Genomic DNA, 26,975 nt, shown 5'->3' on the forward strand with positions numbered 1-26,975 from the left:
CGCATGGATTCCTCCTCCATGCGCAATTAGTTCTTTGTTGCAATAGCAAAAGCTGCCTAGAATGCCAGGATCGGCAACCCGCCGTTTCCTTTGGAGGAGCAGCATGGCAGCATCCGTTCGTCGCACTCTCCAGATGGCCGTCGCGCTCGCGCTGGCCACTGGCGTCTCCGCCGCAAGCGCGGCCCCGGCTTCGGCCAAGTCCCCGGCCAGCACGCCCGACATCCCGATCCCGGACGTCAAGTACACCAAGTTCACGCTGAAGAACGGGCTGACGGTGCTGGTCCACGAAGACCGCAAGACGCCGGTGGTGGCGATCAACACCTGGTACCACGTCGGGTCCAAGAACGAAAAGCCGGGCAAGACCGGCTTCGCGCACCTGTTCGAACACCTGATGTTCAGCGGCAGCGACAACTTCAAGAAAACCTACCTGAGCGCCCTGCAGGGCATCGGGGCGACCGACTTGAACGGCACCACCAACCAGGACCGCACCAATTACTTCCAGAACGTGCCGACCTCGATGCTGGACTATGCGCTGTTCGCCGAGAGCGACCGCATGGGCCACCTGCTCGGCACCGTCGACCAGAAGAAGCTCGACATCCAGCGCGGCGTGGTGCAGAACGAGAAGCGCCAGCGCGAGAACCAGCCCTACGGCCTGGCCTACGAACTGCTGGTGACCAACACCTATCCGGTCGGCCACCCGTATTCCTGGACCGTGATCGGCAAGATGGAAGACCTGGACGCGGCCTCGATGACCGACGTGCAGGACTGGTTCAAGACCAACTACGGCCCCAACAACACCGTGCTGGTGCTGTCCGGCGACATCAGCCCGGAAGTGGCGCGCCAGAAGGTCGAGCAGTACTACGGCCACATTCCTCCGGGTCCGCCGCTGGCCAAGCACCAGGCCTGGATCGCCAAGCGCACCGGCACCCACCGCACGGTCGCGCAGGACCGCGTGACGCAGTCGCGCATTTACCGCAGCTGGAACGTGCCGGGCGCGCACACGCCGGAAGAAGCGCAGCTGGACCTGGCCAGCCTGGTGCTCGGTGGCGGCAAGACCTCGCGCCTGTACAAGCGCCTGGTGTACAAGGACCAACTGGCCACCAGCGCGTTCGGCAGCAACAGCGGCTCGGAAATCGGCGGCCAGTTCGGCATGATCCTGACCGCGCGTCCGGGCGCCGACGTGGCGAAGATGGAGCGCATCGCCGACGAGGAACTGCAGGCATTGATGAAGAACGGCCCGACCGAGGCCGAACTGCGCCTGGCCAAGACCGCCATCCTGGCCCAGTACACCCGCATGATCGAGCGCGTCGGCGGCTTCGGCGGCAAGAGCGACCTGCTGGCCTCGTGCCAGACCTACACCGGCAATCCGGACTGCTACAAGGTCTACCTGCAGCGCATCAAGGACGCCACCCCGGCATCGGTGAAGAAGGCCATGAACGACTGGCTCGGCACCGGCGACTTCGTCCTGCAGATCGATCCGTATCCGACCGGCCTGGCCGCATCCAAGCCGGGCGTGGACCGCAGCAAGGAGCCGGCGCTCGGCAAGCCGATGGCGCTCAAGCTGCCGGAGATGCAGAAGACCACCCTGTCGAACGGCCTGAAGGTCGTGCTGGCGGAGCGCCATGACGCGCCGGTGGTGAACTTCCAGCTGCTGGTGGACAGCGGCTATGCCTCGGACGCGGCGGACAAGCCGGGCGTGGCCAGCCTGGCCATGCGCATGCTGGAAGAGGGCACCAAAACCCGCAAGTCGCTGGAGATCGGTGAAGCCTTCGAGAGCCTGGGTGCGGACTTCGGCGCCGGCGCCAACCTGGACAGCGGCATCGTCTACATGAACACGCTCAAGGCCACCATGCCGCAGGCGCTGAGCTTGTACTCGGATCTGATCCTGAACCCATCCTTCCCGCAGAACGAGTTCGAGCGCCTGCAGAAGGACCGGCTGGCCGCGATCGCGCGCGAGAAGACCGTGCCGCAGTCGGTGGCCATGCGCGTCCTGCCGGGCATCCTGTACGGCCAGGGCCACCCGTACGCCAAGCCCTTCACCGGCACCGGCACCGAAGAGGCGGTCAAGCGCATGACCCGCGAGGACCTGGCCAACTACCACGCCACCTGGTTCAAGCCGAACAACGCCACCCTGCTGGTGGTGGGCGACACCACGCTGGCCGAGGTCAAGCCGATGCTGGAGAAAGCCTTCGCCGGTTGGAAGGCGGGCGAAGTGCCGAAGAAGCTGCTGAGCGAGGTTGCCGCGCCCGAGAAGAACGTGGTCTACCTGGTCGACCGCCCGGGCGCGCTGCAGAGCGTGATCGTCGGCGCCCAGCTGGCCGTGCCGCGCAAGCACGCGGACGCGTTGCCGCTGGAAATCGTCAACCACCTGTTCGGCGGCTCCTTCAATTCGCGCATCAACATGAACCTGCGCGAGGAGAAGAACTGGTCCTATGGCGTGCGCAGCTCGCTGCAGCCGTCGCTCGGCCAGCGTGCCTTCATGAGCGTCTCGCCGGTGCAGACCGACAAGACCCGTGAAGCGCTGCAGGAACTGGTGCGCGAGTACCGCGACATCGCCGGCGGCAAGCCGATCACGGCGGACGAGCTGAAGGCTGCGGTCGACAACAACACGCTCGGCCTGCCGGGCGGGTTCGAGACGGCCGGCCAGCTCACCAGCGCCTACACCAACATCGTGCAGTACGGCCTGCCGGACGACTACTACAACACCTACACCCAGAAGGCGGTGTCGCTCACGCCGGAACAGGCCAATGCGCTGGCCGCGCGCAGCTTCACCCCGGACCGCCTGGTGTGGGTGGTGGTCGGCGACCTGAGCAAGGTCGAGCCGGGCATCCGCGCGCTGAACATCGGCGAGGTCCGCAAGATCGACGTGGACGGCAAGCCGGTGCTGTAAGGAGGTTCACGGCCTGTCGTAGGGTGGGCGCGGGAAAACAGTCCAGTGGACTGTTTTCCCGCCCGCGCGTTCAAATCACGCTTGAACAGACGCGACGACTATTCAAAGTCTGTTTGAACGCGCGGACGGCATAGCCGTCCACCCTACATATCTTCGATTAAAGCTACAGCGATCTTCCCCTGTTCCGACTGCGGCATGTCGGTGTTGTTCAGCAGGACCACGGCCCGGCCGTCCGCCGGGTCGTAGGCCAGCAGGCTCTTGTAGGCTCCGATGGCGCCCGTTTCCCATGCAAGGGAGCGGGCGCCTTCTTTCGTGGCGAGCGTCTTCACCTTTCCTCCCAGCGCATAGTCTTCCGCCGGCACCGTCACCGTGGACAGCGTCTTGCGCGCTTTTTCGGACAGCAGTTTGCCGCGGTAGACCGTGTCCGCGATCGCGACCAGGTCGCTCGCCGTGCTGTACAGGGTGCCGCTGGCCGCGATCATCGGCGGCACGGGCGAGGTCTTGCGCTGGCCCGCGGCATTGTAGGCCACGGCCATGCCGACTTCGTCCTCGTAGCCGGTGGCGGCGAAACTGGTGTCCTTCACGCCGCTCGGCGCCAGCACCAGTTCTTCCACGGTTTCCGTAAACGGCTCCTTGCGGGCGCGTTCGACCACCGCCGCGACCAGGAGCCAGTTGGTGTACGAGTAATCCCATTTCTCCCCCGGGGCCGCGCTGGGGGCGCCGGCGCCGAAGCGCAGGGCGGCCTCGACCGGCCCGATCTCCAGCTTCTCGAGCGCGCGGTCCTTGCGCAGGGCGTCAAGCAGGCCGTTCGGAATGCCGCTCCGGTTCGACATCAGCTGGCGCAGGGTGACGGCGCCGTTCGCCGCCGGCAGTTCCGGCAGGTGGCGGGAAATCGGCGCATCGAGGTCGAGCGTGCCCATGTCGGCCAGGCGCAGCACGGTCACGGCGGTGACCCATTTGGTCATCGAGCCGACCAGGAAGCGGGTGTCCTTGGTAACGGGCTGCTTTTCCTCGCGCAGGGCAAGGCCGCTGGCGTGCACCACCAGGGGCGCGCTTGCATCCTTGCGCACGGCGACCACGCCGCTGTAATCCTTGGGAACGTGGCGCGCGATCAGCGGGCCGGTGCTCAGGTTCGCGATGGCGGCGCAGCCCGACAGCAGAGCGGCGCCCGCGGCGAGCGATGAAAGGCGGATGAACTGGCGACGTTGCATGCTTGCTCCAGAAAGAAGGGTTCGGCGCATTGTAGCCGTGTGCGCCGGGGCAGGCGCGAATCGTGAATACTGAGAGCCTGTCCCAGTAGGGATTGAGTCGTTGCTGGCGCGCCTGACAAGCGGGTGCTGCGTTGCTCGTCGTTGCATGGCTAGCCATGCGGCCTCCTCGCGCCTTGCCCGCGCTTGCCATGCATCACCATCAACTTCCTCATCCCTACCGGGATAGGTTCTGGACCCAGGAGGATGCCATGACCGAACAATCCCTGAACCTGGCGCGCACGGCCCTGGTGTTGATCGATTTGCAAAACAGCAATGTCGGGCGCGCGCTGGCCCCGTATACCGCCGAGCAGGCCGTCGGCAACTGCGTGCTGCTGGCGCAGGAAATGCGCAACCGCGGCGCGATGGTCGTGTACGTGCGGGTGCTGGTGGGCGAATTGCCGTCGCCGCTGGCCGACGCCCCGATGCGCCCGCCCGGCGCCGCCGCGCCGCCCTACGACGCGTCCGAACTGGCGCCGATGGCCGGCGTGGAGGCGAGCGACATCGTGGTCACCAAGCGCCAGTGGGGCGCCTTCTACGGCACCGAGCTGGACCAGTTGCTGCGGCGGCGCGCCATCGATACCCTGGTGCTGGGCGGAATCGCCACCAATTTCGGCGTCGAATCGACCGCGCGCGCGGCGTTTGATCGCAACTACAAGCTGGTGTTCGCGGAGGATGCGATGACCAGCATGGAGGCCGAGGCGCACCACTTCGCATGCAAACACATCTTCCCGCGCATGGGCCGGGTACGCTCGACGCGGGCGCTGATCGACATGCTGCAGATCGGGACGGGCGACGCCTGAGTTGCCGCGGTTCGTAGGGTGGACGGCTTTGCCGTCCGCGCGTTCAGCTCCCTGTCGAGCAGCCAGCGCGGCTGTTCGACGACTGCTTGAACGCGCGGGCGGCATCTGGCGCTGCCGGCTACGTCACTCGCCGGGTGGAGCCGCCCACCCTACGGGACATCAGCCCTTGCGCTGGATCCCGGCCGTGATCTCGTAGGCGCGCAGGCGCGCCGCGTGGTCGAAGACCTGCGAGGTGATCATCAGCTCGTCCGGTCTGGTGCGCGCGATGAAGCTGCGCAGCTGGCTCTCCACCGTGGCCGGCGAGCCGATCGCGGTGCAGGACAGGACGCCGTCGAGCATCATGCGCTCGGCCGTTCCCAGGCTTTCCAGGTAGCCCGGCACCGGCGGCTGCAGCTTGCTCGGGCGGCCGCTGCGCAGGTTCACGAAGGCCTGCTGCATCGAGGTCGCCAGCACTTGCGCTTCTTCGTCGGTGTCGGCGGCGAACACGTTAAAGCCGAGCATGACGTAGGGCTTATCGAGCTGCTTCGACGGCCGGAAGGTCGAGCGGTAGATCTCGATGGCCTGCATCATCATCTGCGGCGCGAAGTGCGAGGCGAACGCATACGGCAGGCCGAGCGCCGCGGCCAACTGGGCGCCGAACAGGCTGGAGCCGAGGATCCAGACGGGCACGTCCAGGCCCGCGCCCGGCACCGCGGTGACCGACCGGCGCGGCGAGCCGGCAAAATAATCCATCAGCTCGACGACATCCTGCGGGAACTCGTCGGCGTCCGAAGCCAGGTTGCGGCGCAGGGCGCGCGCGGTGGTGTGGTCCGAGCCCGGCGCGCGGCCCAGGCCGAGGTCGATACGGCCCGGATACAGCGACTCGAGCGTGCCGAACTGCTCGGCGATCACCAGCGGCGAGTGGTTCGGCAGCATGATGCCGCCGGCGCCGACGCGGATGGTGCTGGTGCCGGCCGCCACGTGGCCGATCAGCACCGCGGTGGCCGCGCTGGCGATACCCGGCATGCCGTGGTGTTCGGCCAGCCAGAAGCGCTGGTAGCCCCAGCGCTCGCCGTGCTGGGCGAGGTCTAGTGAACGGTGGAAAGAAGTGGCCGCATCGCTGCCTTCGACGATGGGCGAGAGGTCGAGAATCGAGAATGGAATCATCCATTCATCATACGCCGATGTCACATTTCAGGTGCGCGACTGAATAGAAATTGCCCCGTTGTAAATATTGACCCTTGGCGGACCGGTCCTTATGATCGGACGGAAAGACCGAGCCACTCATCCTTTCCCTCCATGTCCCGATTCCCGACCTTGCCACGCCGCCGCACCGCCCTCCTTGCCGCTCTCGGCCTCGCCCTGCTGGGCGCCGGCTGCGCCCAGTTGCCGGGGCAGGGGAGCCGCATGGGCGCGGCGGCGCGCTTCGATGCCGCGCGGCTGGCCGAGATCGACCGCGCCATCCTGGACGGCATCGCCGCGCGCAAGCTGCCCGGCGCCGTGTTCCACCTGGAGCGCGGGGGCGCGCTCTACCAACAAGCCTACGGCCGCCATACCTATGAGGACGGCGCCGCGCCGGTAGACCGGGATACGGTGTTCGATGCCGCCTCGCTGAGCAAGGTGCTGTCGACGGCGCCCGCGGTGCTGCTGCTGGCCGAGGAGGGCAGGCTCGACCTCGAAGCGCCGCTGGTGCGCTACTTCCCCGAATGCGCCAACGGCGGCAAGGAAGCGATCACGGTGCGCCAGTTGCTGACCCATTCGTCCGGGCTCCCGGCCGGGCTGCCGGCCAAGCCGGCATGGCAGGGCAAGCAGGCCTCACTGGCGCTCGCCTGCACCCAGGCGCCGACCCATGCGCCGGGGAGCCTGTTTCGCTACTCGGACATCAATTACGTCCTGCTCGGACACCTGGTCGAGCGGGTCGCCGGCATGCCGCTGGAACGCTTCGCGCAGCAACGCATTTTCACGCCGCTCGGCATGGCCGACACCGGCTACCTGCCGCTGGCGCGCACGCCGGCGGCGCGCATCGCACCGACCCAGCGCGGTCCGGATGCGCTGAGCGCGTCCCTGCACGAAGACCTGGCGCCGGGCCAGTTGCTGGCCGGCGTCGTGCACGACCCGACCGTGCGCCGCATGGGCGGCGTGGGCGGTTCCGCGGGCGTGTTCTCCACCGCGCGCGACGTGGCGCGCTTCGCCCGCATGCTGGTGGGCGGAGGGGAACTCGATGGGGTACGCGTGTTGAGCAGGGAAAGCGTGCGCCTCCTGACCAGCGTGCAGTCGCCGCCCGGCCTCGCCTTGCGCGGCATGGGCATGGACATCGACTCGCCTTACGCGCAGCGGCCGCGCGGCAGCGTGTTCCCGGTCGGTTCGTATGGACATACCGGCTTCACCGGGTGCATCCTGTGGATCGATCCGCACTCGCGGACTTTCTATGTGTTCCTGTCGAACCGCGTCTACCCGGACGACAAGAGCAACGTGCTGGCGCTGTACACCCAGCTCGGCACGCTGTCGGCACAGGCGGCGGGTGTCGCCGCGCCGCGTTAGGTAACATCCGGTATTTTCCGGGAGGCTACCGTGCGCCTCCCGCAAATCGGCCTCTCTACACTCGGAGCCCTGAATTCAATATCTTATTGATATTGTTGAGCATTTCAGCCCCGAAGACAAATTGAGGAGATCGACCATGAAACTGAACAAATTACTGAAAGGCCTGCTGGGCGCTTCCGTTGCCGCCGCCATGTTCGGCGCCACGACCGTCCATGCGCAATCGTCGGACGGCACCCAGAATACCCGCGGCGCGGGCACCAGCGGCAGCAGCAGCATGAGCGACCAGAGCAGCGGCAGCTCGTCGGCAGGCGCCACCACCGACACGTCGAAACACAAACGCAGCAAGAAAGGCGCCCACCACGGCAGCTCCGGCAGCAGCAGCGCGGGCAGCAGCGGCGCGATGGGCAGCAGCGGCGCGGGCAGCAGCGGGACGATGGGCACCAGCAGCTCGGGCAGCATGAGCGACAGCCAGAGCGGCACGTCGGGCAGCATGAGCGGTGCGGACCAGAGCGGTAGCTCGGGCTCCGGCTGGAGCGGTTCGGGCAGCTCGGGCGTGGAGGCCGGCCGCACCAGCACCGGCCGTTCGAGCGAACCGGAAACCCGCAGCTCGACCAGCGGTTCGTCGGGCACCAGCGGCTCGATGGGCACCAGCGGTTCGTCGGGTTCGAGCGGCTCGATGGGCACCAGCGGTTCGTCGGGTTCGAGCGGCTCGATGGGGACCAGTGGTTCCTCGGGTTCGAGCGGCTCGATGGGCACCAGCGGTTCCTCGGACTAGGGCAGCTCGATGGGTACCAGCGGTTCCTCGAGCAGCACCGGCACCACCGGTAGCGGCTCGATGGGCACCAGCGGCATCACCAGCGGCTCGATGGGCACCGGCACCACCGGCACCTCGGGTGCGACCGGTACCATGGGCACCAGCGGTTCTACCGGCACCATGGATGCCACCGGCCGCAGCGGCACCACCGGAACCTCGGGCACGTCGGGCACGTCGGGCACTTCGGGCACCACCGGCACCACGGGCACCACGGGCTCGGGCAGCACCGGCGGCACCGGTGGCACAACCGGTGGCACCACTGGCGGCACCACCGGCTCCAGCACCAGCGGCGGCACCGGCGGCGGCACCACCGGCCGCGGCTACTGATCCGCGCGCTCCCGCGCAAGACCGATGCGGCCCACGCGGCCGCATGCGACACCAGCCTCCGGGCTGGTGTCTTCGTTTACGCATCCGCTGCCGGCATTCAGCGCACGCTGCGGCCGCGCGTGCCGGCACGCGGCGAGCGCGGCGGCGGGTTCTGGTCGGCCAGTTCGACCTTTTCCAGCGGTTCGGGCGCGGGACCATGCAGCACATTGCCCTCGATGTCGAAGCGCGAGGCGTGGCAGGGGCAGTCCCAGGAGCGCTCGGCCGAGTTCCAGTGCACGGCGCAGCCGAGGTGGGTGCACTTGGCCGACACCGCATGCAGGCCGCCCTGGGCGTCGCGGTAGACCGCGATCTTGCGCAGGCCGTCGCGCACCACCGCGCCTTCGCCGGCGGCGATTTCCTGGACCGAGTCGACGTCGCCGCCGGTCAGCCATTCTCCGTAGCGCGCCATGGTATTGGCCTGCTCGTGCGCGAAGTCGGCCAGGCCGTGGACCGGCTTGCGCGAGGGATCGTAGAGCGCGGCCCAGGGATTGTCGCGGCCGCCGATCAGGTCGGTGACGAGCATGGCGCCGATGGTGCAGTGGGTCATGCCGTTGCCCGAGTCGCCGGTGATCAGGTAGACGTTGTCGTCGTCCATCGGGTTGCGGCCGAGGTAGGCCAGGCCGTCGGACGGCTCCATCACCTCGCCCGACCAGCGGTAGGCGACCGCCCCCGCCATCGGGAAGTGCTCGCGGGTCCAGCGTTCGATCTCGTCGTAGCGGTGCTCGGGATGGTCGTCCTGGCCGGTCTTGTGGTCGGCGCCGCCGACCACAAGGATGTCGTGGTCCGCGGCCGCATCCGGCGTTTCCAGGCGCACGTAGTAGTAGGGGTCGCCGGTGTCCCACAGCAGGATGCGCGGCAGCGCGCCGCGCGGAACCCGCATGCCGACCACGTAGGTGCGGTAGCCAGCCTGCTTGGTGTGCATCACGACGCGGTCGTTGAAGGGCGTGTGGGTGGCCAGCACCACGTGGCGGGCGCGGATCTCGCCGTGGTCGGTGGAGACGGTCTGCTGCTCCTGGTCGCCGCGCACGCGGTGCGCGTGCGTGGAACCGTAGATCTGGCCGCCCAGGCGCTCGATGGCCCGGGCCAGCCCGCCCAGGTATTTGAGCGGGTGGAACTGGGCCTGGTTCGCATAGCGCACGGTCGGGCCGCTATCGAAAGGCAGGCCGGGCACGCCGGGCAGCAATTCCACCGCCACGCCGGCGCGCCGCGCGCTCTGGTATTCCTTCTCGAGGTCCTTGAAGCCGTTGCCGGGCAGGGCGTACAGGTAGCCGTCGAGGCGCTCGAATTCGCAGTCGATGTTCTCTTGCGCCGTGATCGATTCGACCAGGCCGATGGCGCGCGCATAGCCGTCCGCCACCAGGCCCGCATTGGCGGCGCCGAACTTGTCTTCGATGAAGGTGTACCACTCGTCCGGCGGAAACAGGTGGGCGGTGGTGCGCCCGGTCTCGCCGGCGCCGATGCCGAGGGCGTCGATCACCGCGACGCTGCGCCCTTCCCGGGCGAGCAGGTAGGCGGTGGTGAGGCCGGCGATGCCGGCGCCGATCACGCAGACCTCGGTATCGAGGTCGCCGGACAGGGGCGGGCAGGTGGGCAGCGCGGCGCTGTCCATCCAGGCCGACCTTGAGACGCCATTGGTGGAAGCAGTCATGTCGCATCCTTTCTGCGCAGGGGCGCCGCCGGGACAGCGGCACGCGTCATCGGAACCAGGAGGACAGTCTACTGTGCGGTGAAAAAGGCCGGAGCACGATGCGGCGCCCCGCGCCATCTTCCTCGGATCATTAGAAAATCTAATATCGGCGCATGATTTATTAGCTAAACTTCTGAATGCTGGCCGCTACGTCCGGAGCATGTGTCGGCTGCCCTACTGCAGGCGGATCGCCACCAGCCGGCCGTCGCTTTCGCGTGCGCCGGTAGCGATGTACAGCGTGCGCCCGGCCGACAGCGCCAGCATGCCGGGCTCGGGATGGCGCCAGACGACCTTCTTCGTTGCCAGGTCGATCGCATACACGGCGCGGTCGGTGCTGGCGAACAGCAGGTTGCGCGTCACGATGATGTTGCGGTGCAGGGTCTCGCTGGACTCCGGCGGGAACCAGCTCCACAGCACCTTGCCGCTGGCCTCGTCCATGGCGTCGAGCACCGCAGGCTGGTTGCGGCCGGCGTACAGCACGCCCTCGGCCAGCGCCGGCACCGTGAGGTAGGCGCTGGCGCTGCTCCAGTTGTAGCGCCGCGCTTCGAGGTCGAAGCTCGACAGCACGCGCTGGTCGTACTGTTCCACGTTGGACGATGCCCGTCCGCTGAAGGCGCCGCCCGCGAAGGAGATGGCGTTGCGCTTGCTGCCCAGCAGCGGCCCGCCATGGTAGGCATAGCCGCTGTTGTTGCCCATCGGGTCGTCGATCTTCGCGGCCGTGGCGCCGGTGGCGCGCTCGATCAGGTAGAGCGCGGCGCCGTTGTGGTGGTAGACGTAGGTCTCGTCGGCCGCCGGCGCCCACATGTCCCATGCGCCGCCCGCCTGGTGCACCCAGTTGCGCGCGCCGGTCGTGGCCGAGAACGCATAGGTTTCGCCGCCGTAGTAGCCGGCGCCGGTCAGCACCTGGTCGCGGAACACGGTCGGGGCCATCACGTGCGGCCATTGGCCCGAGAAGCCCGATTTGGCGCGGACCTCGCCTCCGGCCGCGTCGAAGGACCAGAGCGCGGTCTGTTCGTGGCCGGTGACGGCGGCGTACACGCGTGCGCCGCTGACCGAGGGCGGGCCGAAGGCGGGCACCTGGCCGAGCGAGCGGCGCCAGGCTTCGCTGCCGTCCTTCTCGTTCAAGGCCTGCACGACGCCTTCGCCGAAGTAGACGTCGGTGGTGACGAACACTTTGCCGCCGGCCGCGACGACCGGATTGATGCCGCCGATCGGTTCGCTGCCGGCGGCGCGTTTCCATTCCCAGGCCCTGGCGAAGCGGGCCGGGTTGAGCGTGATCGGCACATAGCCGCTGTGGGCGGCGTCGCGCTGGTGCATTTCCCAGTCGCCGACGGCGGCCACCTTGAGCGTATAGGCCAGCGCGGCCGTGCCCGGCCAGGTGGCGGCGCAGGCCGGGTCCTTGCAGGCACGCACCTCGATGCTGCCGGCGTGGTTGCCGGCAGCCAGTTCCGGCAGCGTGCTCAGGGCGAAGCTGAAGCTGTTGCCGCTGGCGGCCTGGGCCTGCGGCTGGGTGAAGCGGCCCGCGCTGTCGCGCACGCTCAGGTAAACCGGGCCGTCGAGGTGCTGGCCGCTCCAGCTGCCTTCCACCGCCACGCCGACTTCGTCGCCGGCGGCGAGATCGCGGCTGAGCGGGGCGCCGGACAGCGTCAGCGACACGGATGGCTGCGGCGTCGGGGGCGCGGGCGGGGGCGAGGAACCGCCGCCACCGCAGGCGGACAGCAAGGACAGCGCAACACAGGAAAACAGGCCAGGCAGGCGCAAGGACATGAAGGGGCTCCAGTAAGGATGAGCAGGATAGCTTGTAAGTGGGCGATTCTGGCACCCCCGGGCGCATGCGGCATTGCGCTGTGCCGAACGGGGACCTGGTCCGACGTACAGGCGCTGGCCGGCAAGCGCCTGTCAGCTGCCAAACGCCCGGCAGCTCACTCCGTTGGCGATCGGCTCGGCCACCGCCGCGCGGTTCTCGCTGCTTTCACTGAACTGGGCCAGCAGCGAGGGCAGGATGGGCGGGCAAATGGGCGCATGGCTCGGAAGAGGCAATGTGAAGCGGTCAATATGGATGAGTTGACAGTCGCTGTCCATATCACATGCATAAATCATGCGGTTTGCTATGCTAGCGGCTTCGCCGGGCGGCGCCGTGCCGCCGGCCCCCATGCAATGAAGGAGTGGAACGATGGTCTCGCTGCAGGAGCAGTTGCTGAAAGCCGGCCTGGTGGACAAGAAGAAGGTCCAGAAGGTCAACCAGGACAAGAGCAAGCAGAAAAAGATCGAGCGCCGTACCGGCACCGAATCGGTCAACGAAGCGCGCGAGGCCGCGCTGGAAATGCAGCGCAAGAACGCCGAGCGGGCGCGCGAACTGAACGCCCAGCGCGATGCCGAGGCCGCGCAGAAGGCGGTGAAGGCGCAGATCGCCCAGTTGGTGGAGCAGAACCGCCAGCCGCGCGCGAAGAGCGGCAAGGGCGACATCGCCTACAACTTCACGCACGGCACCAAGATCGAGCGCATCTACGTCTCCGAACAGGTACGGCAGCACCTGGTGGCGGGCCGGCTGGCGATCGTGTTCTTGAAAGGGAACTACGAACTGGTGCCGAAGGTGATCGGCGAAAAGATTGCCGAGCGCGACCCGGCCAGCGTGATCCAGGTCAAGCAGGCCGCCGCCCAGGCCGAGGAGGACGATCCCTACGCGGACTTCAAGATCCCGGACGATTTCACCTGGTAAGCGCCTATGAATCGCTATTGAACAGCTATATTTGACGATTTTGAGTTAAACTAGCAATGTCTCGCAGTTGTAGCGGGATACTCATCAGATCACTGTTTAACGGCGGGTCATATGAACGACAGAATGCATCAAGAGCGGGGCGAGGGCCGCGAAGTCACCTACCGCAGCGGGGTCGCGGCGCGCCTGGCGGGCTTGCCCGTGGAGACGCTGCGCGTCTGGGAGCGGCGCTATGCGCTGTCCGATACCCAGCGCTCGGCGCACGGCCAGCGTCTCTACACGGCCGAGCAGGTGCGGCGCCTGGGCCTGCTCAAGCAGTTGGTCGACCTGGGACACCCGATCGGCGTGCTGACCGGCCTGCCGGTCGAGCGACTGGAAGAGATGGTCGCCCCGAACGCGGCGCGTGCGGCCGAAGTCAGCGGTCCGATGCGCGTGCTGGTGGTCGGCGAGAGCCTGGTGCGCCGCATCGCCGCCAGCGGCCGCGACGGACGCGCGCTGCAGGTGCAGCGCCACTGCGCCCGGCTCGACCAGGTGCCCTCGCTGGGAGACGGCATGGCGCTCGACGTGCTGCTGATCGAAGCCTCGGAACTCGACGAAGCCTCGGTGGCGCAGGTAGCGGCGGCACGCGACATCACCCGTCCGCAAGCGACCGTGGTGCTGTACCGCTTCTGCGGCAGCGCCACCATCCGCGCGCTGCGCGCCCAGGGCTGCCTGGTGGCGCGCGTGCCGGCCGAGATCGGCGAACTGGTGCTGCTGTGCCGTTCGGCGCTGGTGGGGCAGGGGCTGCCCGCGTCCGAGTCCGAAGGCGAGGCGGTGGCGCCGCGCCGTTTCGACGACCAGGCGCTGGCGGCCATCACGGCAGCCGGCAACCGCCTGTCCTGCGAATGCCCGCGCCACCTGTCGGACATCCTGATGATGGTCGGCAGTTTCGAGCGCTACAGCGCGCAATGCGCGTCACGCAACCAGGAAGACGCACGCCTGCACCGCGAGCTCGAACTGGCCTCGGGCCGTGCGCGCATGGTGCTGGAAGCGGCCATGGAAAGGCTGGCGCTGGCGGAAGGGCTGCCCTTGCCGGGCAAGTCGGCCTGAGCCTGCCGTTCAAGGGAGCCCAGCATGGCAGACGCGTTCAAAGCCGGCGACAAGGTGCAATGGCAATCGTCGCAAGGCACGGTATACGGTACGGTCAAGAAGAAGCTGACGGCGCCCACCGAGATCAAGGGACACCACGTGGCCGCCTCGCGCGAGCATCCCGAATACCTGGTCGTCAGCGACAAGACCGGCGCCGAGGCGGCGCACAAGGCGGACGCGCTCAAGAAGGCATAGCGGCGGCGTCGTAGCCCGCATCGCCCGCTTGCAGGATGGCTCCTCGAATCGCACCCTTCAGTTCGTTGAATTGCCCATTCCTCAGCGTATTCATCGCGTCTCCCGGATCGATGCGGCCGTCAAGCGCACGACTTCGGGACGACGACGCGCGCATGCGACATCGAGGGGACTCCTGCTGTGGAGTGGTTATACTGACCCAACACGGGTAGACAAGCGAGGACCTGGCGCCGGCGCTGGCCCAGCCGGATTGTCCAGTGGTAAGCTATTCATGTTGTCACTTCCACCCTGAAGGAATCCTATGAAACCCTTGTTCTCCTCCGACGACGAAGCGAACGCATCCGCCGCGCCCGCGACGCCCGCGTTTCCGCCCTTGCTGGATCCTTCCGCGACGGCGAACACGCTGCCGGCGGCGCGTCCCGAGGCGAGCGCGGCCCCGCTGGTGCGCGTCGATCTCTCCGGTATCGACGACAAGGCGATCGAGGGCCTGGGCGGTTCCACGGGAGCGGGCGTGGCGAAGGTGTCGGCCAAGCTGCTCGGCACCGTGCGCGCATCGGATGCGGACGTGTTCGGCACGCAATTGAATGAACTGATCGCGACGTCCAAGGGCCTCGACCCGGCCAAGCTGCGCTCGGGTGGCCTGGTGTCGCGCCTGTCGAACATGTTCGGCTCGGTCAAGGAAAAGATGCTGTCGCAGTACCAGGTGGTCGAATCGCGCATGGACACCCTGATCCAGGAAATGACGCGGCATGCCAACGTGCACCGGGCGCGCATCCAGGATTTCGACGAGATGTACAAGGGCCTCGAAGCCTACTACCAGGGCCTGGATGCCGACGTGAAGAAGGGCGAGGAATGGGCGGCGCGGCTGCGCCAGGCGGTCGCCCAGCAGGCCGCGCCGGCGAATGCCTTCGAGGCCCAGCAGGCTACCGAGCTCAAGCGCCGTCTGGAACGCCTCGAAAAGCGCATCGACGACCTCAAGCGCGCCATGCTGATGGCCACGCAGATGGTGCCGCAGATCCGCCTGTCGCAAGACAATGCGCGGGCGCTGACCGACACCTTCACGGACATCGTCAACGTGTCGATTCCGGCCTGGCGCAACGTGTTCTCGCTCTACCTGCTGCAACTGGAGGCCAAGCAGAGCGCGGCGGTCGCCAACGCCGCCTACGACGCCACCGACGCGGCCTTCCGCGCCCAGGCCGACATGCTGCTGGAAAATACCGAGACCGTGGCGCGCGCCAAGCAGCGCTCGCTGGTCAGCCTGGAAACCGCCCAGCACGTCCAGACCCAGCTGGTGACCGCCTTCGACAAGCTCGAGCAGATTTCGAAAGAAGGCCAGCAGCGCCGCCAGGCCGAGCTGCCGAAGCTGCAGGAACTGGAACGCGAGCTGATCGCGCGTTTTTCGCCCAGCGGCGCTTGAATACCGTTTTCATCGTATAAGGAAAAAGGAAAGCCATGTCGACGACGCTCCACACCGGCCATCGCATCAACCTCGAAAAAAGCGCGCCGGGCTTGACGCGCGTTCGCATCGGCCTCGGATGGAAGGTCAACGCGGTCGAGGGCCAGCCATTCGATCTCGACGCGTCGGTATTCCTGTGCCGGCGCGATGCGAACGACCATCCGCTCATGATCAGCAACGCCCACTTCGTGTATTACAACCACGCCACCTCCCCGGACGGCGCGGTGGTGCACTCCGGCGACAACCGGACCGGCGACAAGGATGGCGACGACGAAGTCATCACCGTCGACCTGGCCAGGGTCGAGGCCGAGGTGGTGGAGATGCCGATCGTCGTGACCATCCACGATGCCGAGGTGCGCAAGCAGACCTTCGGCATGGTCACCGACGCCTACGTCAAGGTGTACAACGACGAGACCGGCGAGACGATCGCCGAGTACGACCTGGACGAGGACTACGCGGACAAGACCGCTCTGCAGTTCGGCTCGCTGTACCGCAAGGATGGCGAATGGCGCTTCCAGGCCGTGGGCGCCGGCTTCAAGCTGAACCTGGCGACCTTCATCCGCAAGCTCGGCGGCACCGTCTGAGGAGCACGCGCTCCCGCCCCGATGCCGGCTAGCCGATGACAGCGCAGACGCCCAAGGCATTCGACTTCGGCGAGGAGCCCGAGCCTCTCGCCGACCCTTCCGCCGAGCCGGCCGGCCGCGCGCCTGTGCCGCAGGCCTTCGACTTCGGCGCCGAGGAGCAAGCCGCGGCCGCGCCGCCTGCCGCCGGCGGCCCGCCGCGGGCGCTGTCCTTCGACGACCTGCCCGCGGCGCCGGCGGCAGCGGTGCCTCCGAAAGCCGCGGCCAGGGTGTTGTTCGAGAGCGAGGATCATCCGGCGGTGCGCGATGCGCTGGCGATCGCGCGCACGGACTACCCGGCATTGTTCGAGCAGGATGGGCAGCGCCTGGCGGCGCTGTTCCGCCGCCTGCTGCCGGTGAAGCTTCCGGTGGTCACGGAGTGGGCCGAGCGGCCATTGATGGAGCAGGCCGCGCTGCTGCAGCCGATCACCGAGCTGGTGCTGGCCTTCACCCGGATGGCGGTGCCGGCGCTGCTCGAATCGGCGCTGGAGAGCACCAGGGCGCCGGCCGGCGTGTTCGACAAGCTGTTCCGCCGCCCGGCGCCGCCGGCCCAGTTCAAGCCGGCGCTGGCGGCGAGCCGGGCGCAGCTGCTGCAGCTCATCGCGGACAGCGATACCGCCATGCGCGAGCTCGAAGCGTCGGCGGCCAACCTGGCCCTGCATGCGGCTGCGCTCGCCGTCGTGTCGACCCTCGCCGGCGGCGCGCTGGACGCGACCCTGTCGGATGCCCTCGTGCAGCGCCGCACGCTGATCCAGCAGGCGGTGCGCCAGGCCGAGCTGTCGATCCTGCAGATGGGGCAGGTACGCCAGCAAGCCGCCGAGCTGGTGGGACAGGTGTCGTCCTTCCTGACGGTGACCCTGCCTGCGCTGGAGATGGCGCAGGCCCAGAAAGGCAGTTAAGGAGGCAAGCGGCTCAGATCACCCCTTGGGCCAGCATGGCGTCGGCCACTTTGACGAACCCGGCAATGTTCGCCCCGTCCACATAGCTGATGCTGCCGTCGGCGCGTTTGCCGTACTTCAGGCACGAGGCATGGATGCCCTGCATGATCTGCAGCAGGCGGGTATCGACTTCGGCGGCCGGCCAGGACAGGCGCGCCGCGTTCTGGCTCATTTCCAGCCCCGAGGTCGCGACGCCGCCGGCATTGCTGGCCTTGCCCGGCGCGTACAGCACGCCGGCCGCTTCGAATGCCTTGGCGGCCTCGATGGTCGAGGGCATGTTCGCCCCTTCGGCCACGCACAGGACGCCGTTGCGGATCAGGACCGCGGCATCGTCGGCATCCAGTTCGTTCTGGGTCGCGCACGGCAGCGCCACGTCGACCGGTACGTGCCACGGGCGCACGCCGGCTTCGAAGCGGGTCCCGGTGCGTTCGGCGTAATCGCTGACGCGGCCATACAGGTGGTTCTTCACCTCCATCAGGACGGCCAGCTTGTCGCGGGTGAAGCCTTCCATGTCGATCACCGTGCCGCTCGAGTCCGACACGGTGACGACCGTGGCGCCCAGCGAGAGGGCTTTTTCCACGGCGTACTGCGCCACATTGCCCGAGCCGGAGACGCTCACCCGCAGGCCCTCGAAGGAACGGCCGCGCGTCTTGAGCATCTCCTCGGCGAAATACACGGTCCCGTAGCCGGTGGCTTCCGGCCGCATCAGCGAACCGCCGAAGCTCAGGCCCTTGCCGGTGAAGACGCAGTCGGCGCGATTGCTCAGCTTTTTCATCATGCCGGCCATGTAGCCGACTTCGCGGCCGCCGACGCCGATGTCGCCGGCCGGCACGTCGGTGTCGGCGCCGACATGGCGGAACAGCTCGCTCACGAAGGCCTGGCAGAAACGCATGACTTCGCCAGGGCTCTTACCCTTGGGATCGAAATCGGAGCCGCCCTTGCCGCCGCCCATGGGCAGGGTGGTCAAGGCATTCTTGAAGGTCTGCTCGAAGGCGAGGAACTTCAGCACCGACAGGTTGACGGAAGGGTGGAAGCGCAAGCCACCCTTGTACGGACCGATCGCCATGCTGTGCTGGATGCGGTAGCCGCGATTCACCTGGACCTGACCATGGTCGTCCACCCAAGACACGCGGAACATCACCACACGATCCGGCTCGACCAGGCGGTCGAGCAAGCCTTGCTCGGCGTACCTGGGATGCTGTTCGATGAAGGGCCAGAGGCTCTCCATGACTTCGGTGACGGCCTGCAGGAATTCAGGCTGGCCGGGATTGCGGTCGGCGACGTGCTGCAAAAACTGGTGTACAGATGCGTATTTCATGTGGCTTCCAAGATCGAGAATGTCTGGGTCCAGGCAACTCCATCGACGGACGTCGTCGAGGTCATGCACGGGAACGGCGAGCACGCACGAAGCTCCGGCATGTTGCCGGGACTCGTCGTGTAGCGGCTGGCGTCACCTTGTGGGGTCCGCCTCGCCGTATGGAGGGGTGGGTTGGCTACCCGAAGACAGAAACACCGATTTCATGGACCGGTGTCTCGATGTTGTTGCCGGCGCGTGAAGATGGTGCTCCGCGCGCAGGCAGGGAAGTATGGTAGCAGAAGCGGCTGCGAGGGGCGATGGGTGAAATGGCAAGCCCGGGCGCCGAAAGAGCGTTCTTGAACAGCTCGATCCAGGCGAGTATTGTTAAAATTCGCCTTGGCCTTTTTAACGTCCCTCTGCAGGAGTACACAAATCCTACGCCTTTTAATCAATGCGGTGACACGTGCGCCCAAGTTGACGCTCGCTGTCGCCTTGCTGCTGCTGGCAGCCCTGGCCGCCACGATGACCTATACCGGTTTCCTGGTGATCGGGGTCCTGGCCGCTTATCTCGGCACGGGCCGGTTCCTGGCGGGACTCCTCCTTGCCGTTCTGTTTGCAAGATTTCCCTGGATAAGTAATGGCAAGCTGCGCATTGTCGGCCTCTTGCCCAAACCTGTCCGCCGGCCGCTGATCGCCGGCATACTCGCACTGTGCCTGCTGAATTTCCTGTGGCTGGGCGACAGCGTGTCCGCCATGTTTACGGGTTTCACGCTGGCTTTTCTTCTCACCTTCCCCTGGTTGAGAAAGGCCATGTTCGATCGAATGGCATCGTCCTTCTACACATTCGCCGGCCGCAATCCTTCCAGGAGCACCGATGACATGGTGATCGATGCTGAATTCAAGGAAAGGAAGGAATGACAGGACTTCCGGTTCCGCCGACAACGGACACCGGTGTATCTACGATCGCCGTTCCTTCGGCCCATCCGCGGTACGCAGCCATGCCGCCGCAAATGCCAATCCACCGATGAGGTAACAGGCGCCCATGGGAATCCACATCAGCAGCCCTGCCAGCTGCTGGTCTTGCAGCGCCATTTCCACGCTGCCCTGGGCCTCGATGTAAGTGGCATACATGGGACGCGATGCGAAGGTGAACAATGCGCCCAGCAGGCCGGTATGCATCAGCGTCGACAGCACCGACAGCGCAGCCGATCCGTAGCCTTCGTTCTCGCTATGGCGTATCAATACTGTCCAGTACCAATAGCCGGCAGCCAGGAAGCTCAGATGTTCCAGTATGTGAATCCACTGGACACGCAGTGCGAGTTCGAACAGCTGGGGTATATGCCAGATCCAGATGACCGCGCCGTGCAGGATGAAGGCGACGGAAGGCATCAGCAACAGGCGCAGCCATTTGCGTGGAAGGGAAAGCGCGGCGGCTGCGGCAGGCGATGCGGCGGCAATGGCAGCATTGATGGGAATGCCGATTCTCCCCAGGGCCAGCAGCGGACCGGCCACCACGATCAGCAGCATGTGCTGTGCCATATGGACTGCAAAGCTGAATTCCGAGAAGGCGTCGAACGGCCAGATCAGCGCAAGGAACAGCGCGATCGCGCCAAGTGCGGCACTCGACAGCGTCAGGGGCCGCATCGAAACACCTGCATGCTTCCTGCGGCGCAGCGAAAGCAGTCCACCGAGATAGAGGGCGCTGAACAGGGCCATCGGCATGACGACGAGCGGGTCCAGTGTCCACCAGCTACCGTGATCTTCCCCCGGGTGGGCGAATGCCTGCGTCGGCAACAGGGCGATAGCGGAATACCGCCAGAAATGAGGATTCAGGAAACGCATGTTGGCAATATTGAGGTTGGAAACGCGACCCATAGCATGGACAGCAGCGAGATTGCACACAGCAACAAGGTCGCAATGGCGAAGAAGCGGCTGATGTCCGGATCGGGGCCCGGAGGATGACGCCAGCGGCGCTGGCTGGCGACGGCGAGAGCGATGATGAGCGCCCCTGCAAGCAAGGTGGAAGCGGCCACACCCAGCTCCGCGGCATTCAAGCCGATGAAGCGCGATGCATCGGCTTGCGATGCGCATACGAGCGACACGATGACGTAACAGACGACGAAGTGCACCATCCAGATGAGCGGCGCGCCTACCAGCGTGAGCAGTCGCTTCAAGGTCGAAGAATCCATCGACTAGCTCCCCATGACCAAGGGAAATACATGGATGGTCGCGAAACCCAGCAGCCATTGCAGCATCGTGTATTGCCAGAACAGCGACACCACCTTGCCCTCGCCTGGCCTGGTGCGATGCAGGTAGCCATGCCGCACCCGCAGCAAGGCAAACAGGGCCATGATGATCGCAATGGCGACATGCACGATCTGGAATCCACTGATGGTATGGATCAAGGCGCCGTACGCATGTTCTTTTGCGGACACTCCGCTACCCTGCAGCGCCCAGACCTGTAATACCACGAACAGCGCGCCGGACACGGCCGCGGTGACATACAGCACCTGCGCCCACCCGCTGCGCAACTTCCGGATGCAGACTTCCGCCAGACTCGCCGCCAGTCCGGCCAGCAGCAGTACTGCGAACGCGGCAACCGGCAGGACCAGGCTGAGCTGGCGATATTCTGCCGGCGGCCACTGCGGCGACACGATCCACAGGTAAAAATAGGCAAAGAGTAGTGAGATGAAGAGTGTGCCGTCGGCCAACAGGGCGAACAGGGTACCCCACCATCCCGGCGTCATGGAAAGCTTGTTATGTGTTGGAAGCAGGCCATGGCTGCCCCCGTCCACGTCATCCAGCTCATGCCGCGATCCGTTCTGCCAGGCCCATACCAGCAGGGAGCCCAGCGATGCCGCTGCGCCGACGGCGGCAAGCCAGTAGAGCTTTGCCAGGAAGCCGATAAAGAACAGGGAGGTCAAGCCGGCGGCGATGAGCGGCACGACAGTATTGCCAGGAAGAATTACCACGGCTTGCGGCTTGGCGTGCGTAATACTGGTCATCAGGGTTTCACGGCGGTTGACGTCGGCATGGCCCAGCAAATGGCGTCCTTCCTCGATGTGCCGCGGCAGATCGGGGTCCTTCCATAAGGGTTCACGGTTATCGACATGCGGCTGCGATGCGAAGTTGTAGGGCGGAACCGGCGTCGGCATCGCCCATTCGAGGGTTCCCGCATTCCAGGCATTCGGCTTGGCTGGCTTGCCTGCAAAAAAATGCGTGATCACGTCGACCATCAGGATGGCCACCCCGATGGCGGAGATGAATCCGCCCACGGTGGAGATGAGATTCAGCAGATCCCAGCCCAGTTCCGGCAAGTAGGTGTACACGCGGCGCGGCATGCCCCACAGCCCGGTCAGATGCATGGGCAGGAAGGTGACGTTGAAGCCAATGAAGATGGTCCAGAACGCAATGCGGCTCAGGTGCAGGGAGGGTTCACGCCCGGACAGCAAGGGCAACCAGTAATAGAAGGCTGCAAACAGCGGGAAAACCATGCCGCCAAACAGAACGTAGTGCAAATGGGCGACAACGAAATGCGTGTCATGTACCTGCCAGTCGAAAGGCACGAGTGCCACCATCACGCCGGTCAGGCCGCCCAGCACGAAGATGAACAAAAAGCCGAGGATATACAGCATGGGTGTACTCATCACAGCCCTGCCGCACCACAGCGTGGCAATCCAGACAAACACCTGTATGCCGGTCGGGATGGCGACCGCCATGCTGGCTGCCGAGAAAAAGGCGAGCGACAGCAAGGGAATACCGACCGCAAACATGTGATGCACCCAGAGACCGAAACTGAGGAAGCCAGTGGCAATCACCGCCATGACGACCCAGTTGTAGCCCACGATGGGGTGGCGCGCAAAGGTGGGAAGCATTGTCGTGACCAGGCCGGCGGCCGGCAGGAAAATGATGTAGACCTCCGGATGGCCGAATATCCAGAACAAGTGCTGCCACAGCAAGGGGTCGCCCCCCAGCGCGGTGTTGTAGAAAGGCAGGCCGAATGCGCGCTCTATTTCCAGCAGAATGGACGCCAGGATCAATGGAGGAAATCCGAACACGATCATGAAGGCCATCACGAGGATGTACCAGGCGTAGAGCGGCATGCGATGGATCGCCATGCCGGAGGTGCGGGTTTTCAATATTGCGACGATCAGTTCCACGCCGGCCGCCACTGCGGAAATCTCGGCAAAGGTCACGCCCAACAACCAGAAATCCACATTGCTGCCTGGTGAAAACTGCGCACTGTTCAGCGGCACATACATGAACCATCCGCCGTCCGGCACCGCGTCGAACAGAAAGCTCGAATACAGCAGGATGCCGCCGAAGAGATAGCACCAGTAACCAAATGCCGACAGGCGCGGATAAATCAGGTCGCGCGCGCCGATCATCTTGGGCAGCAGGTAGACCGCGATACCTTCCATGATGGGCACCGCGAAAAAGAACATCATGGTGGTGCCATGCATGGTGAACGCTTCTGCATACGTCTTATGGTCGAGCAGATCGTTGCCAGGGAAGGTCAGCTGGCTGCGTATCCACATCGCCAGGACGCCGCCGATCAGGAAGAAAATGAAACCGGTGATGATGAAACGCAAACCGATGGTCGAGTGATTGACCACCGTAAACATGCCGAGTCCAGGGCGGTTCTCCCAGACGGCCTGCAGGCGTGCCAGGTGGGACGCACGGTCAGGTGCGGGAGAGGAGGGCGAAGCTGGCGATGTCATCAGGGTGATCCCTCCAGGTAAACGGCCAGGGCCTCGAGTTCGTCGGCGCCCAGGTCGGGGAAAGAGGGCATGTGACTGCCAGGCTTCACGCCCTGGCTGTCCGCGATGATGCGTTTGAGGTTGTCGCGATTATTCTTCAGCGTGCCGCCAGCCAGGTGCGTCCGGTTGGCGATATGGGTCAGATCGGGGCCGAGACGCGTTTCGACGGCAATCCCGTCGCTCCCGCGTACTGTATGGCATTCCATGCAAGCATTGTCGCGGAAGATTTGCGCGCCGCGCCGTCCCAGTTCGCTGGCTGGCGCCGCGGCTGGCGCGCGCTGCTGTGCCATCCAGGCCTCGAATTCGCCACGCGGCTGGGCAATGACGAAAAACGCCATGCGCGCATGCTGTGCACCGCAGAACTCGGCGCACTGGCCCCGGAATACCCCTTCGCTGTCCGCCTGGATCACCAGCGAGTTCACACGGCCCGGCATCGCATCCATCTTGCCTGCCAGGTTGGGCACCCAGAAGCTATGGATGACGTCGTTCGAATGCAGCCTCAGCCGCACCTGCACGCCGACCGGGATGCGGATTTCGTTTGCCGTGCTGACGGCTGCGCCGGGCACGTCGCGCTGGTACTGCACTTCCCACCACCACTGCTTGCCCGTCACGTCGATGGTCAGTTCAGGCTGGGGAGCGCCGCGTATCGACCCCATGGACCACACGCCATAGACCAGCAGGGCGGTCAATGTAATCGCCGGGAACGCGAGGCCGCCAGCCATGATCAGTTTATTTGGCGTGACCGGCACGCGTTTGTCCGGGGCCCGGTACATTGCATACCAGGCCAGCACCATCACGAGCAGGAGGATCAACGCAGCGCCGATGAACATGATCCAGCTGAGGTGCGCGATTTCCGCTGCAGCCGGGCCCTTGGGTGCAAGGGAAGACTGTACGCCCCCGCATCCCGTCAGCAGCGTCAGCGCCGCTGCCAGGCAGGTTCGATGTTGACGATTGATTAATGAGACATCATGCATGGCGCCGATTCTATGTTAAGAAGAATAATATCCATGGCACGAACCACGTCATGGCGGGCTTACGCTGACCGCTTTCCACGGTACTGCTTTAAGGAACCAACGCTTATGTTGCTCGTGCTTAGCTTGCATATCGCCTTTCTGTTGCTGTGGTCTGGCACACTGCTCTATTTTCCTCAACTGCTGGCTCAGCAGGCTTCTGCGCAAGACGAGGAGGGCAGGCAGCGCTCGCTCAAGATTCAGCACACGCTCTACGCTTTCGTCATGACTCCCTCGGGATTGCTCACCATCCTGTTCGGGGGCTGGTTGCTATTCGCGCGCGGGTTTTCCGGCGGCTGGCTGCCCGTCAAACTGAGCCTGGTTCTGGCAATGGTGTTCTTCCATGTCTATTGCGGGAATCTGATGGAGCAACTCAAGGAGCAAGGTCGCGTGCACTCGACCTGGTTCTATCGCATGCTGTTGCTGGCGCCGATGCTGCTCATTCCCGCCATCCTTGCCCTGGTGGTCCAAAAGCCGTTCTGAGAAGCAGGCGCATGTCATTCATTGTCGCTACCTATGCTGTGGTGGAACACGAGCTTGCCGCCAAACCAGCCAACCACGCTCAATGAAACTGCACTGACCGCCGACATGAACAGCCCCCAGGGCAGCACCGCCGCTTCGTAGTCGCTGACGCGATACCACCAGTTCGCAGCGATCAGCGAGAGCAGCATGACCGCGGCAATGAAGTGGCTCCAGGCCGCCACATGCCGGCGTATCTTGTGCACCATCATGAAATCCATCGTGCCGGCCAGGCCCGCGAGGCTGCCCATGACGAACGAGGCGCCGATGATCCAGACAGAGAGGCGCGCCCAGAAAGGATCCCCGGTCCACCAGAAAGCCAGGTCGCTGGCGAGTCCGCCCAGTGTGAAGGCGACCGGGAACGACACCAGCATCGCGTGTACCGGGTGGCCGGCGATGGCAAACGCACTGTGCGTGCTTTCCGGCGCTGGCTTAAGCAGCGGACTTTTGATGGCCATGAACTATAGGCAAATGCTGCATGCAAATTGAGCAGGGCCGAATGCCCCCGCTTTGTTAAACAAAATTCAAGTTTATCAGTGCTGGATATTCGGCGATGCGCGATACGCATTCGACAGCGTCCTGGAAGCGCGCTCCGCCGCGTCGCATCGTTCGCGTGCTCAGGGATGGAGCGGACATGCTGGATGAAAAATGCAAAAAAAAACGCCAACCTGCATGGGTTGGCGCTTTTCTTGACACTGTTCTTGGTGGCCCGGGGCGGAATCGAACCACCGACACAAGGATTTTCAATCCTCTGCTCTACCAACTGAGCTACCAGGCCAAGGGCTCGCATTCTAGCACAAGGCTTGGCCCAGCGGTAGTGCTCGATTGAAATGGGGCTGAAGCCTTCATTCGCCCTGCCTGGTGGGCACCAGCCGGTTCATGTCCAGGCCCTGGGCCCGCAGCCGGCCCAGCAGGGCATCGTAGATGGCCGGGTCGACCTTCGGCGTGCGCGACAGGATCCACAGGTATTCGCGTTTCGGTTCGCTGACGGCGGCCAACTGGTAGTCCGGGTCGAGGTCGATCACCCAGTAGTCGCCCCATACCATCGGCAGCCAGGACACGATGGCCGGGGCGAAGCGCACTTCCAGCTTGGGCGAGGTGGCGCCGCCTACCTGGCGCGCCAGGGCCTTGGCGTCGTCGGTACTGCCGTCGGCGCGCCGGCAGCGGTTGAGCACGTCCACCCTGCCATCCTCGCGCAGGCTGTACGTGGCGGTGGTGTAGCCGACGCACTTTTTCTGGAAGTCGTTCGGGAACTTCGCGATCTCGTACCAGGTGCCCATGTAGCGCTTGACGTCGAGCGCGGGAATCGTGGCCAGCGGTTTGGCGCCGGCCTCGGCCGGGTCCGCGGCCTGGGACGGGGACCCGGACAGCATCAGCAGGGACAGCATCGGTGCAAGCAGGGAGGTTTTCATCGTCGTTCCCGTGAATGGTCGAGCGTCGATGGTAGCCGAAGCAGGCGCGGCCCCGCCGTACGCCAGCGCACGAAATGTGCGCTAGGTGCGTGCGGCGGTGCGCTCGGCGTGGCGGCGTTCGAGCTCCAGCCGGGCGGCCTTGCGGGCCTTGGCCTGCTCGAAGCGGCGGTGTTCGTCTTCCGTCGCCGGCTCCAGCTGCGGCACCGCCACCGGCTTGCGGTCGTCGTCCACGGCCACCATCGTGAAGAAGCAGCTGTTCACGTGGCGCACCGCCTGCGAGCGGATGTCCTCGGCGATCACCTTGATCCCGATCTCCATCGAGCTGCGGCCGGCATAGTTCACCGAGGCCAGGAAGGTCACCAGTTCGCCGACGTGGATCGGCTGGCGGAAGGTGACCTGGTCCACGCTCATCGTGACCACGTAGCGCCCGGCATAGCGGCTGGCGCAGGCATAGGCCACCTGGTCGAGCAGCTTGAGGATGGTGCCGCCGTGGACGTTACCGGAGAAATTGGCCGTGTCAGGGGTCATCAGGACCGTCATCGACAGCTGGTGGGAAGGCAGGTTCATGCAGGACTCGACAAAAGCTAGGATGTCGCTATG

General features: G+C 65.5%; 26 protein-coding genes and 1 tRNA gene. 13 read left to right on the forward strand and 14 right to left on the reverse strand.

Translation table 11 applies throughout. From position 1 onward, the window contains the following. The first annotated feature begins 103 nt into the window (after nucleotides 1–103). Entirely contained in the window at nucleotides 104–2,890 is a 2,787-nt protein-coding gene (locus tag ACK4S9_RS08125; RefSeq protein WP_409723951.1) for a M16 family metallopeptidase, read from the forward strand. 143 nt (nucleotides 2,891–3,033) lie between these two features. On the opposite strand, the gene ACK4S9_RS08130 is transcribed toward ACK4S9_RS08125, so the two are convergent. Beyond that, nucleotides 3,034–4,101 carry a serine hydrolase domain-containing protein gene (locus ACK4S9_RS08130; protein WP_409723954.1) on the reverse strand — a complete coding sequence of 356 codons (1,068 nt, stop codon included), beginning with the start codon at nucleotides 4,099–4,101 and terminating at the stop codon, nucleotides 3,034–3,036. Between the two features lie 248 nt (nucleotides 4,102–4,349). Here ACK4S9_RS08130 and ACK4S9_RS08135 point away from each other — a divergent pair, with 248 nt between their 5' ends. After that, on the forward strand, nucleotides 4,350–4,940 hold the full coding sequence (locus ACK4S9_RS08135; RefSeq protein WP_409723957.1) for an isochorismatase family protein: 591 nt from the start codon (nucleotides 4,350–4,352) through the stop codon (nucleotides 4,938–4,940). A 159-nt stretch (nucleotides 4,941–5,099) separates the two neighbouring features. Here the strand turns inward: ACK4S9_RS08135 and ACK4S9_RS08140 are convergent, their stop codons facing one another. After that, complete coding sequence (locus ACK4S9_RS08140; protein WP_409723959.1) at nucleotides 5,100–6,086, reverse strand: LLM class flavin-dependent oxidoreductase; 987 nt, start codon at nucleotides 6,084–6,086, stop codon at nucleotides 5,100–5,102. A 132-nt stretch (nucleotides 6,087–6,218) separates the two neighbouring features. Here ACK4S9_RS08140 and ACK4S9_RS08145 point away from each other — a divergent pair, with 132 nt between their 5' ends. The 3 genes from ACK4S9_RS08145 to ACK4S9_RS08155 all read left to right on the forward strand — a co-directional run bounded on the left by ACK4S9_RS08145 (nucleotide 6,219) and on the right by ACK4S9_RS08155 (nucleotide 8,601). Next, nucleotides 6,219–7,460, forward strand: coding sequence for a serine hydrolase domain-containing protein (locus ACK4S9_RS08145; RefSeq protein ID WP_409723961.1), 1,242 nt, complete (start codon nucleotides 6,219–6,221; stop codon nucleotides 7,458–7,460). A 136-nt stretch (nucleotides 7,461–7,596) separates the two neighbouring features. Beyond that, nucleotides 7,597–8,235 (forward strand): hypothetical protein, encoded by a 639-nt coding sequence (locus ACK4S9_RS08150; RefSeq protein WP_409723964.1) that lies wholly within the window; start codon nucleotides 7,597–7,599, stop codon nucleotides 8,233–8,235. A 9-nt stretch (nucleotides 8,236–8,244) separates the two neighbouring features. Next, nucleotides 8,245–8,601, forward strand: a complete 357-nt coding sequence (locus ACK4S9_RS08155; RefSeq protein ID WP_409723966.1) for a hypothetical protein — start codon at nucleotides 8,245–8,247, stop codon at nucleotides 8,599–8,601. Between the two features lie 97 nt (nucleotides 8,602–8,698). On the opposite strand, the gene ACK4S9_RS08160 is transcribed toward ACK4S9_RS08155, so the two are convergent. The 3 genes from ACK4S9_RS08160 to ACK4S9_RS08170 form a co-directional block, all read right to left on the reverse strand. Then, complete coding sequence (locus ACK4S9_RS08160; protein ID WP_409723968.1) at nucleotides 8,699–10,288, reverse strand: FAD-dependent oxidoreductase; 1,590 nt, start codon at nucleotides 10,286–10,288, stop codon at nucleotides 8,699–8,701. Nucleotides 10,289–10,501: 213 nt separating this feature from the next. Continuing rightward, nucleotides 10,502–12,094 carry a PQQ-binding-like beta-propeller repeat protein gene (locus ACK4S9_RS08165; protein ID WP_409723970.1) on the reverse strand — a complete coding sequence of 531 codons (1,593 nt, stop codon included), beginning with the start codon at nucleotides 12,092–12,094 and terminating at the stop codon, nucleotides 10,502–10,504. Between the two features lie 132 nt (nucleotides 12,095–12,226). After that, entirely contained in the window at nucleotides 12,227–12,427 is a 201-nt protein-coding gene (locus tag ACK4S9_RS08170; protein ID WP_409723972.1) for a hypothetical protein, read from the reverse strand. Between the two features lie 73 nt (nucleotides 12,428–12,500). Between ACK4S9_RS08170 and ACK4S9_RS08175 the strand changes: the two genes are divergently transcribed. From ACK4S9_RS08175 to ACK4S9_RS08200, 6 genes are all read left to right on the forward strand, one after another. Continuing rightward, nucleotides 12,501–13,046: a DUF2058 domain-containing protein gene (locus ACK4S9_RS08175; RefSeq protein WP_409723974.1), complete on the forward strand. Its 546-nt coding sequence runs from the start codon at nucleotides 12,501–12,503 to the stop codon at nucleotides 13,044–13,046. A gap of 123 nt (nucleotides 13,047–13,169) precedes the next feature. Beyond that, complete coding sequence (locus ACK4S9_RS08180; RefSeq protein ID WP_409723976.1) at nucleotides 13,170–14,132, forward strand: MerR family transcriptional regulator; 963 nt, start codon at nucleotides 13,170–13,172, stop codon at nucleotides 14,130–14,132. Between the two features lie 24 nt (nucleotides 14,133–14,156). Continuing rightward, nucleotides 14,157–14,366, forward strand: a complete 210-nt coding sequence (locus ACK4S9_RS08185) for a DUF2945 domain-containing protein (RefSeq protein ID WP_409723978.1) — start codon at nucleotides 14,157–14,159, stop codon at nucleotides 14,364–14,366. Nucleotides 14,367–14,664: 298 nt separating this feature from the next. After that, nucleotides 14,665–15,780, forward strand: coding sequence for a toxic anion resistance protein (locus tag ACK4S9_RS08190; protein ID WP_409723980.1), 1,116 nt, complete (start codon nucleotides 14,665–14,667; stop codon nucleotides 15,778–15,780). A gap of 35 nt (nucleotides 15,781–15,815) precedes the next feature. Next, entirely contained in the window at nucleotides 15,816–16,403 is a 588-nt protein-coding gene (locus ACK4S9_RS08195; protein ID WP_409723982.1) for a TerD family protein, read from the forward strand. 35 nt (nucleotides 16,404–16,438) lie between these two features. After that, a complete protein-coding gene (locus tag ACK4S9_RS08200) occupies nucleotides 16,439–17,338 on the forward strand; it encodes a hypothetical protein (RefSeq protein WP_409723984.1) in 900 nt (299 codons plus the stop codon). 13 nt (nucleotides 17,339–17,351) lie between these two features. Here ACK4S9_RS08200 and gdhA read toward each other — a convergent pair whose 3' ends face one another. Next, a complete protein-coding gene (gene gdhA, locus ACK4S9_RS08205; protein WP_409723986.1) occupies nucleotides 17,352–18,695 on the reverse strand; it encodes an NADP-specific glutamate dehydrogenase in 1,344 nt (447 codons plus the stop codon). 453 nt (nucleotides 18,696–19,148) lie between these two features. Between gdhA and ACK4S9_RS08210 the strand changes: the two genes are divergently transcribed. Continuing rightward, a complete protein-coding gene (locus ACK4S9_RS08210; protein WP_409723988.1) occupies nucleotides 19,149–19,592 on the forward strand; it encodes a hypothetical protein in 444 nt (147 codons plus the stop codon). 39 nt (nucleotides 19,593–19,631) lie between these two features. Here the strand turns inward: ACK4S9_RS08210 and ACK4S9_RS08215 are convergent, their stop codons facing one another. The 4 genes from ACK4S9_RS08215 to coxB form a co-directional block, all read right to left on the reverse strand. Beyond that, the gene (locus tag ACK4S9_RS08215) at nucleotides 19,632–20,516 is read right to left on the reverse strand and encodes a cytochrome c oxidase assembly protein (RefSeq protein ID WP_409723990.1); all 885 of its coding nucleotides are present in this window, start codon (nucleotides 20,514–20,516) and stop codon (nucleotides 19,632–19,634) included. Continuing rightward, nucleotides 20,504–20,863 (reverse strand): hypothetical protein, encoded by a 360-nt coding sequence (locus ACK4S9_RS08220; protein ID WP_409723992.1) that lies wholly within the window; start codon nucleotides 20,861–20,863, stop codon nucleotides 20,504–20,506. Before ACK4S9_RS08220 ends, ACK4S9_RS08215 begins: the two co-directional genes overlap by 13 nt. A gap of 3 nt (nucleotides 20,864–20,866) precedes the next feature. Further along, nucleotides 20,867–23,299 (reverse strand): cytochrome c oxidase subunit I, encoded by a 2,433-nt coding sequence (gene ctaD / locus ACK4S9_RS08225; RefSeq protein WP_409723994.1) that lies wholly within the window; start codon nucleotides 23,297–23,299, stop codon nucleotides 20,867–20,869. Nucleotides 23,300–23,394: 95 nt separating this feature from the next. Beyond that, complete coding sequence (gene coxB / locus ACK4S9_RS08230; protein WP_409723996.1) at nucleotides 23,395–24,408, reverse strand: cytochrome c oxidase subunit II; 1,014 nt, start codon at nucleotides 24,406–24,408, stop codon at nucleotides 23,395–23,397. A 105-nt stretch (nucleotides 24,409–24,513) separates the two neighbouring features. On the opposite strand from coxB, the gene ACK4S9_RS08235 reads away from it, so the two are divergent. After that, nucleotides 24,514–24,927, forward strand: a complete 414-nt coding sequence (locus tag ACK4S9_RS08235; RefSeq protein ID WP_409723998.1) for a CopD family protein — start codon at nucleotides 24,514–24,516, stop codon at nucleotides 24,925–24,927. 14 nt (nucleotides 24,928–24,941) lie between these two features. Here ACK4S9_RS08235 and ACK4S9_RS08240 read toward each other — a convergent pair whose 3' ends face one another. The 4 genes from ACK4S9_RS08240 to ACK4S9_RS08255 all read right to left on the reverse strand — a co-directional run bounded on the left by ACK4S9_RS08240 (nucleotide 24,942) and on the right by ACK4S9_RS08255 (nucleotide 26,942). Then, complete coding sequence (locus tag ACK4S9_RS08240; protein WP_409724000.1) at nucleotides 24,942–25,421, reverse strand: DUF2231 domain-containing protein; 480 nt, start codon at nucleotides 25,419–25,421, stop codon at nucleotides 24,942–24,944. 244 nt (nucleotides 25,422–25,665) lie between these two features. Continuing rightward, nucleotides 25,666–25,741 (reverse strand) — tRNA-Phe (locus ACK4S9_RS08245). Between the two features lie 67 nt (nucleotides 25,742–25,808). Continuing rightward, nucleotides 25,809–26,375: a lipocalin family protein gene (locus ACK4S9_RS08250; protein ID WP_409724002.1), complete on the reverse strand. Its 567-nt coding sequence runs from the start codon at nucleotides 26,373–26,375 to the stop codon at nucleotides 25,809–25,811. A gap of 81 nt (nucleotides 26,376–26,456) precedes the next feature. Next, nucleotides 26,457–26,942, reverse strand: a complete 486-nt coding sequence (locus ACK4S9_RS08255) for an acyl-CoA thioesterase (protein ID WP_409724116.1) — start codon at nucleotides 26,940–26,942, stop codon at nucleotides 26,457–26,459. Between the last annotated feature and the right edge of the window lie 33 nt (nucleotides 26,943–26,975).

The organism is Massilia sp. (genome assembly GCF_046293535.1).
Classification (GTDB): domain Bacteria; phylum Pseudomonadota; class Gammaproteobacteria; order Burkholderiales; family Burkholderiaceae_D; genus Telluria.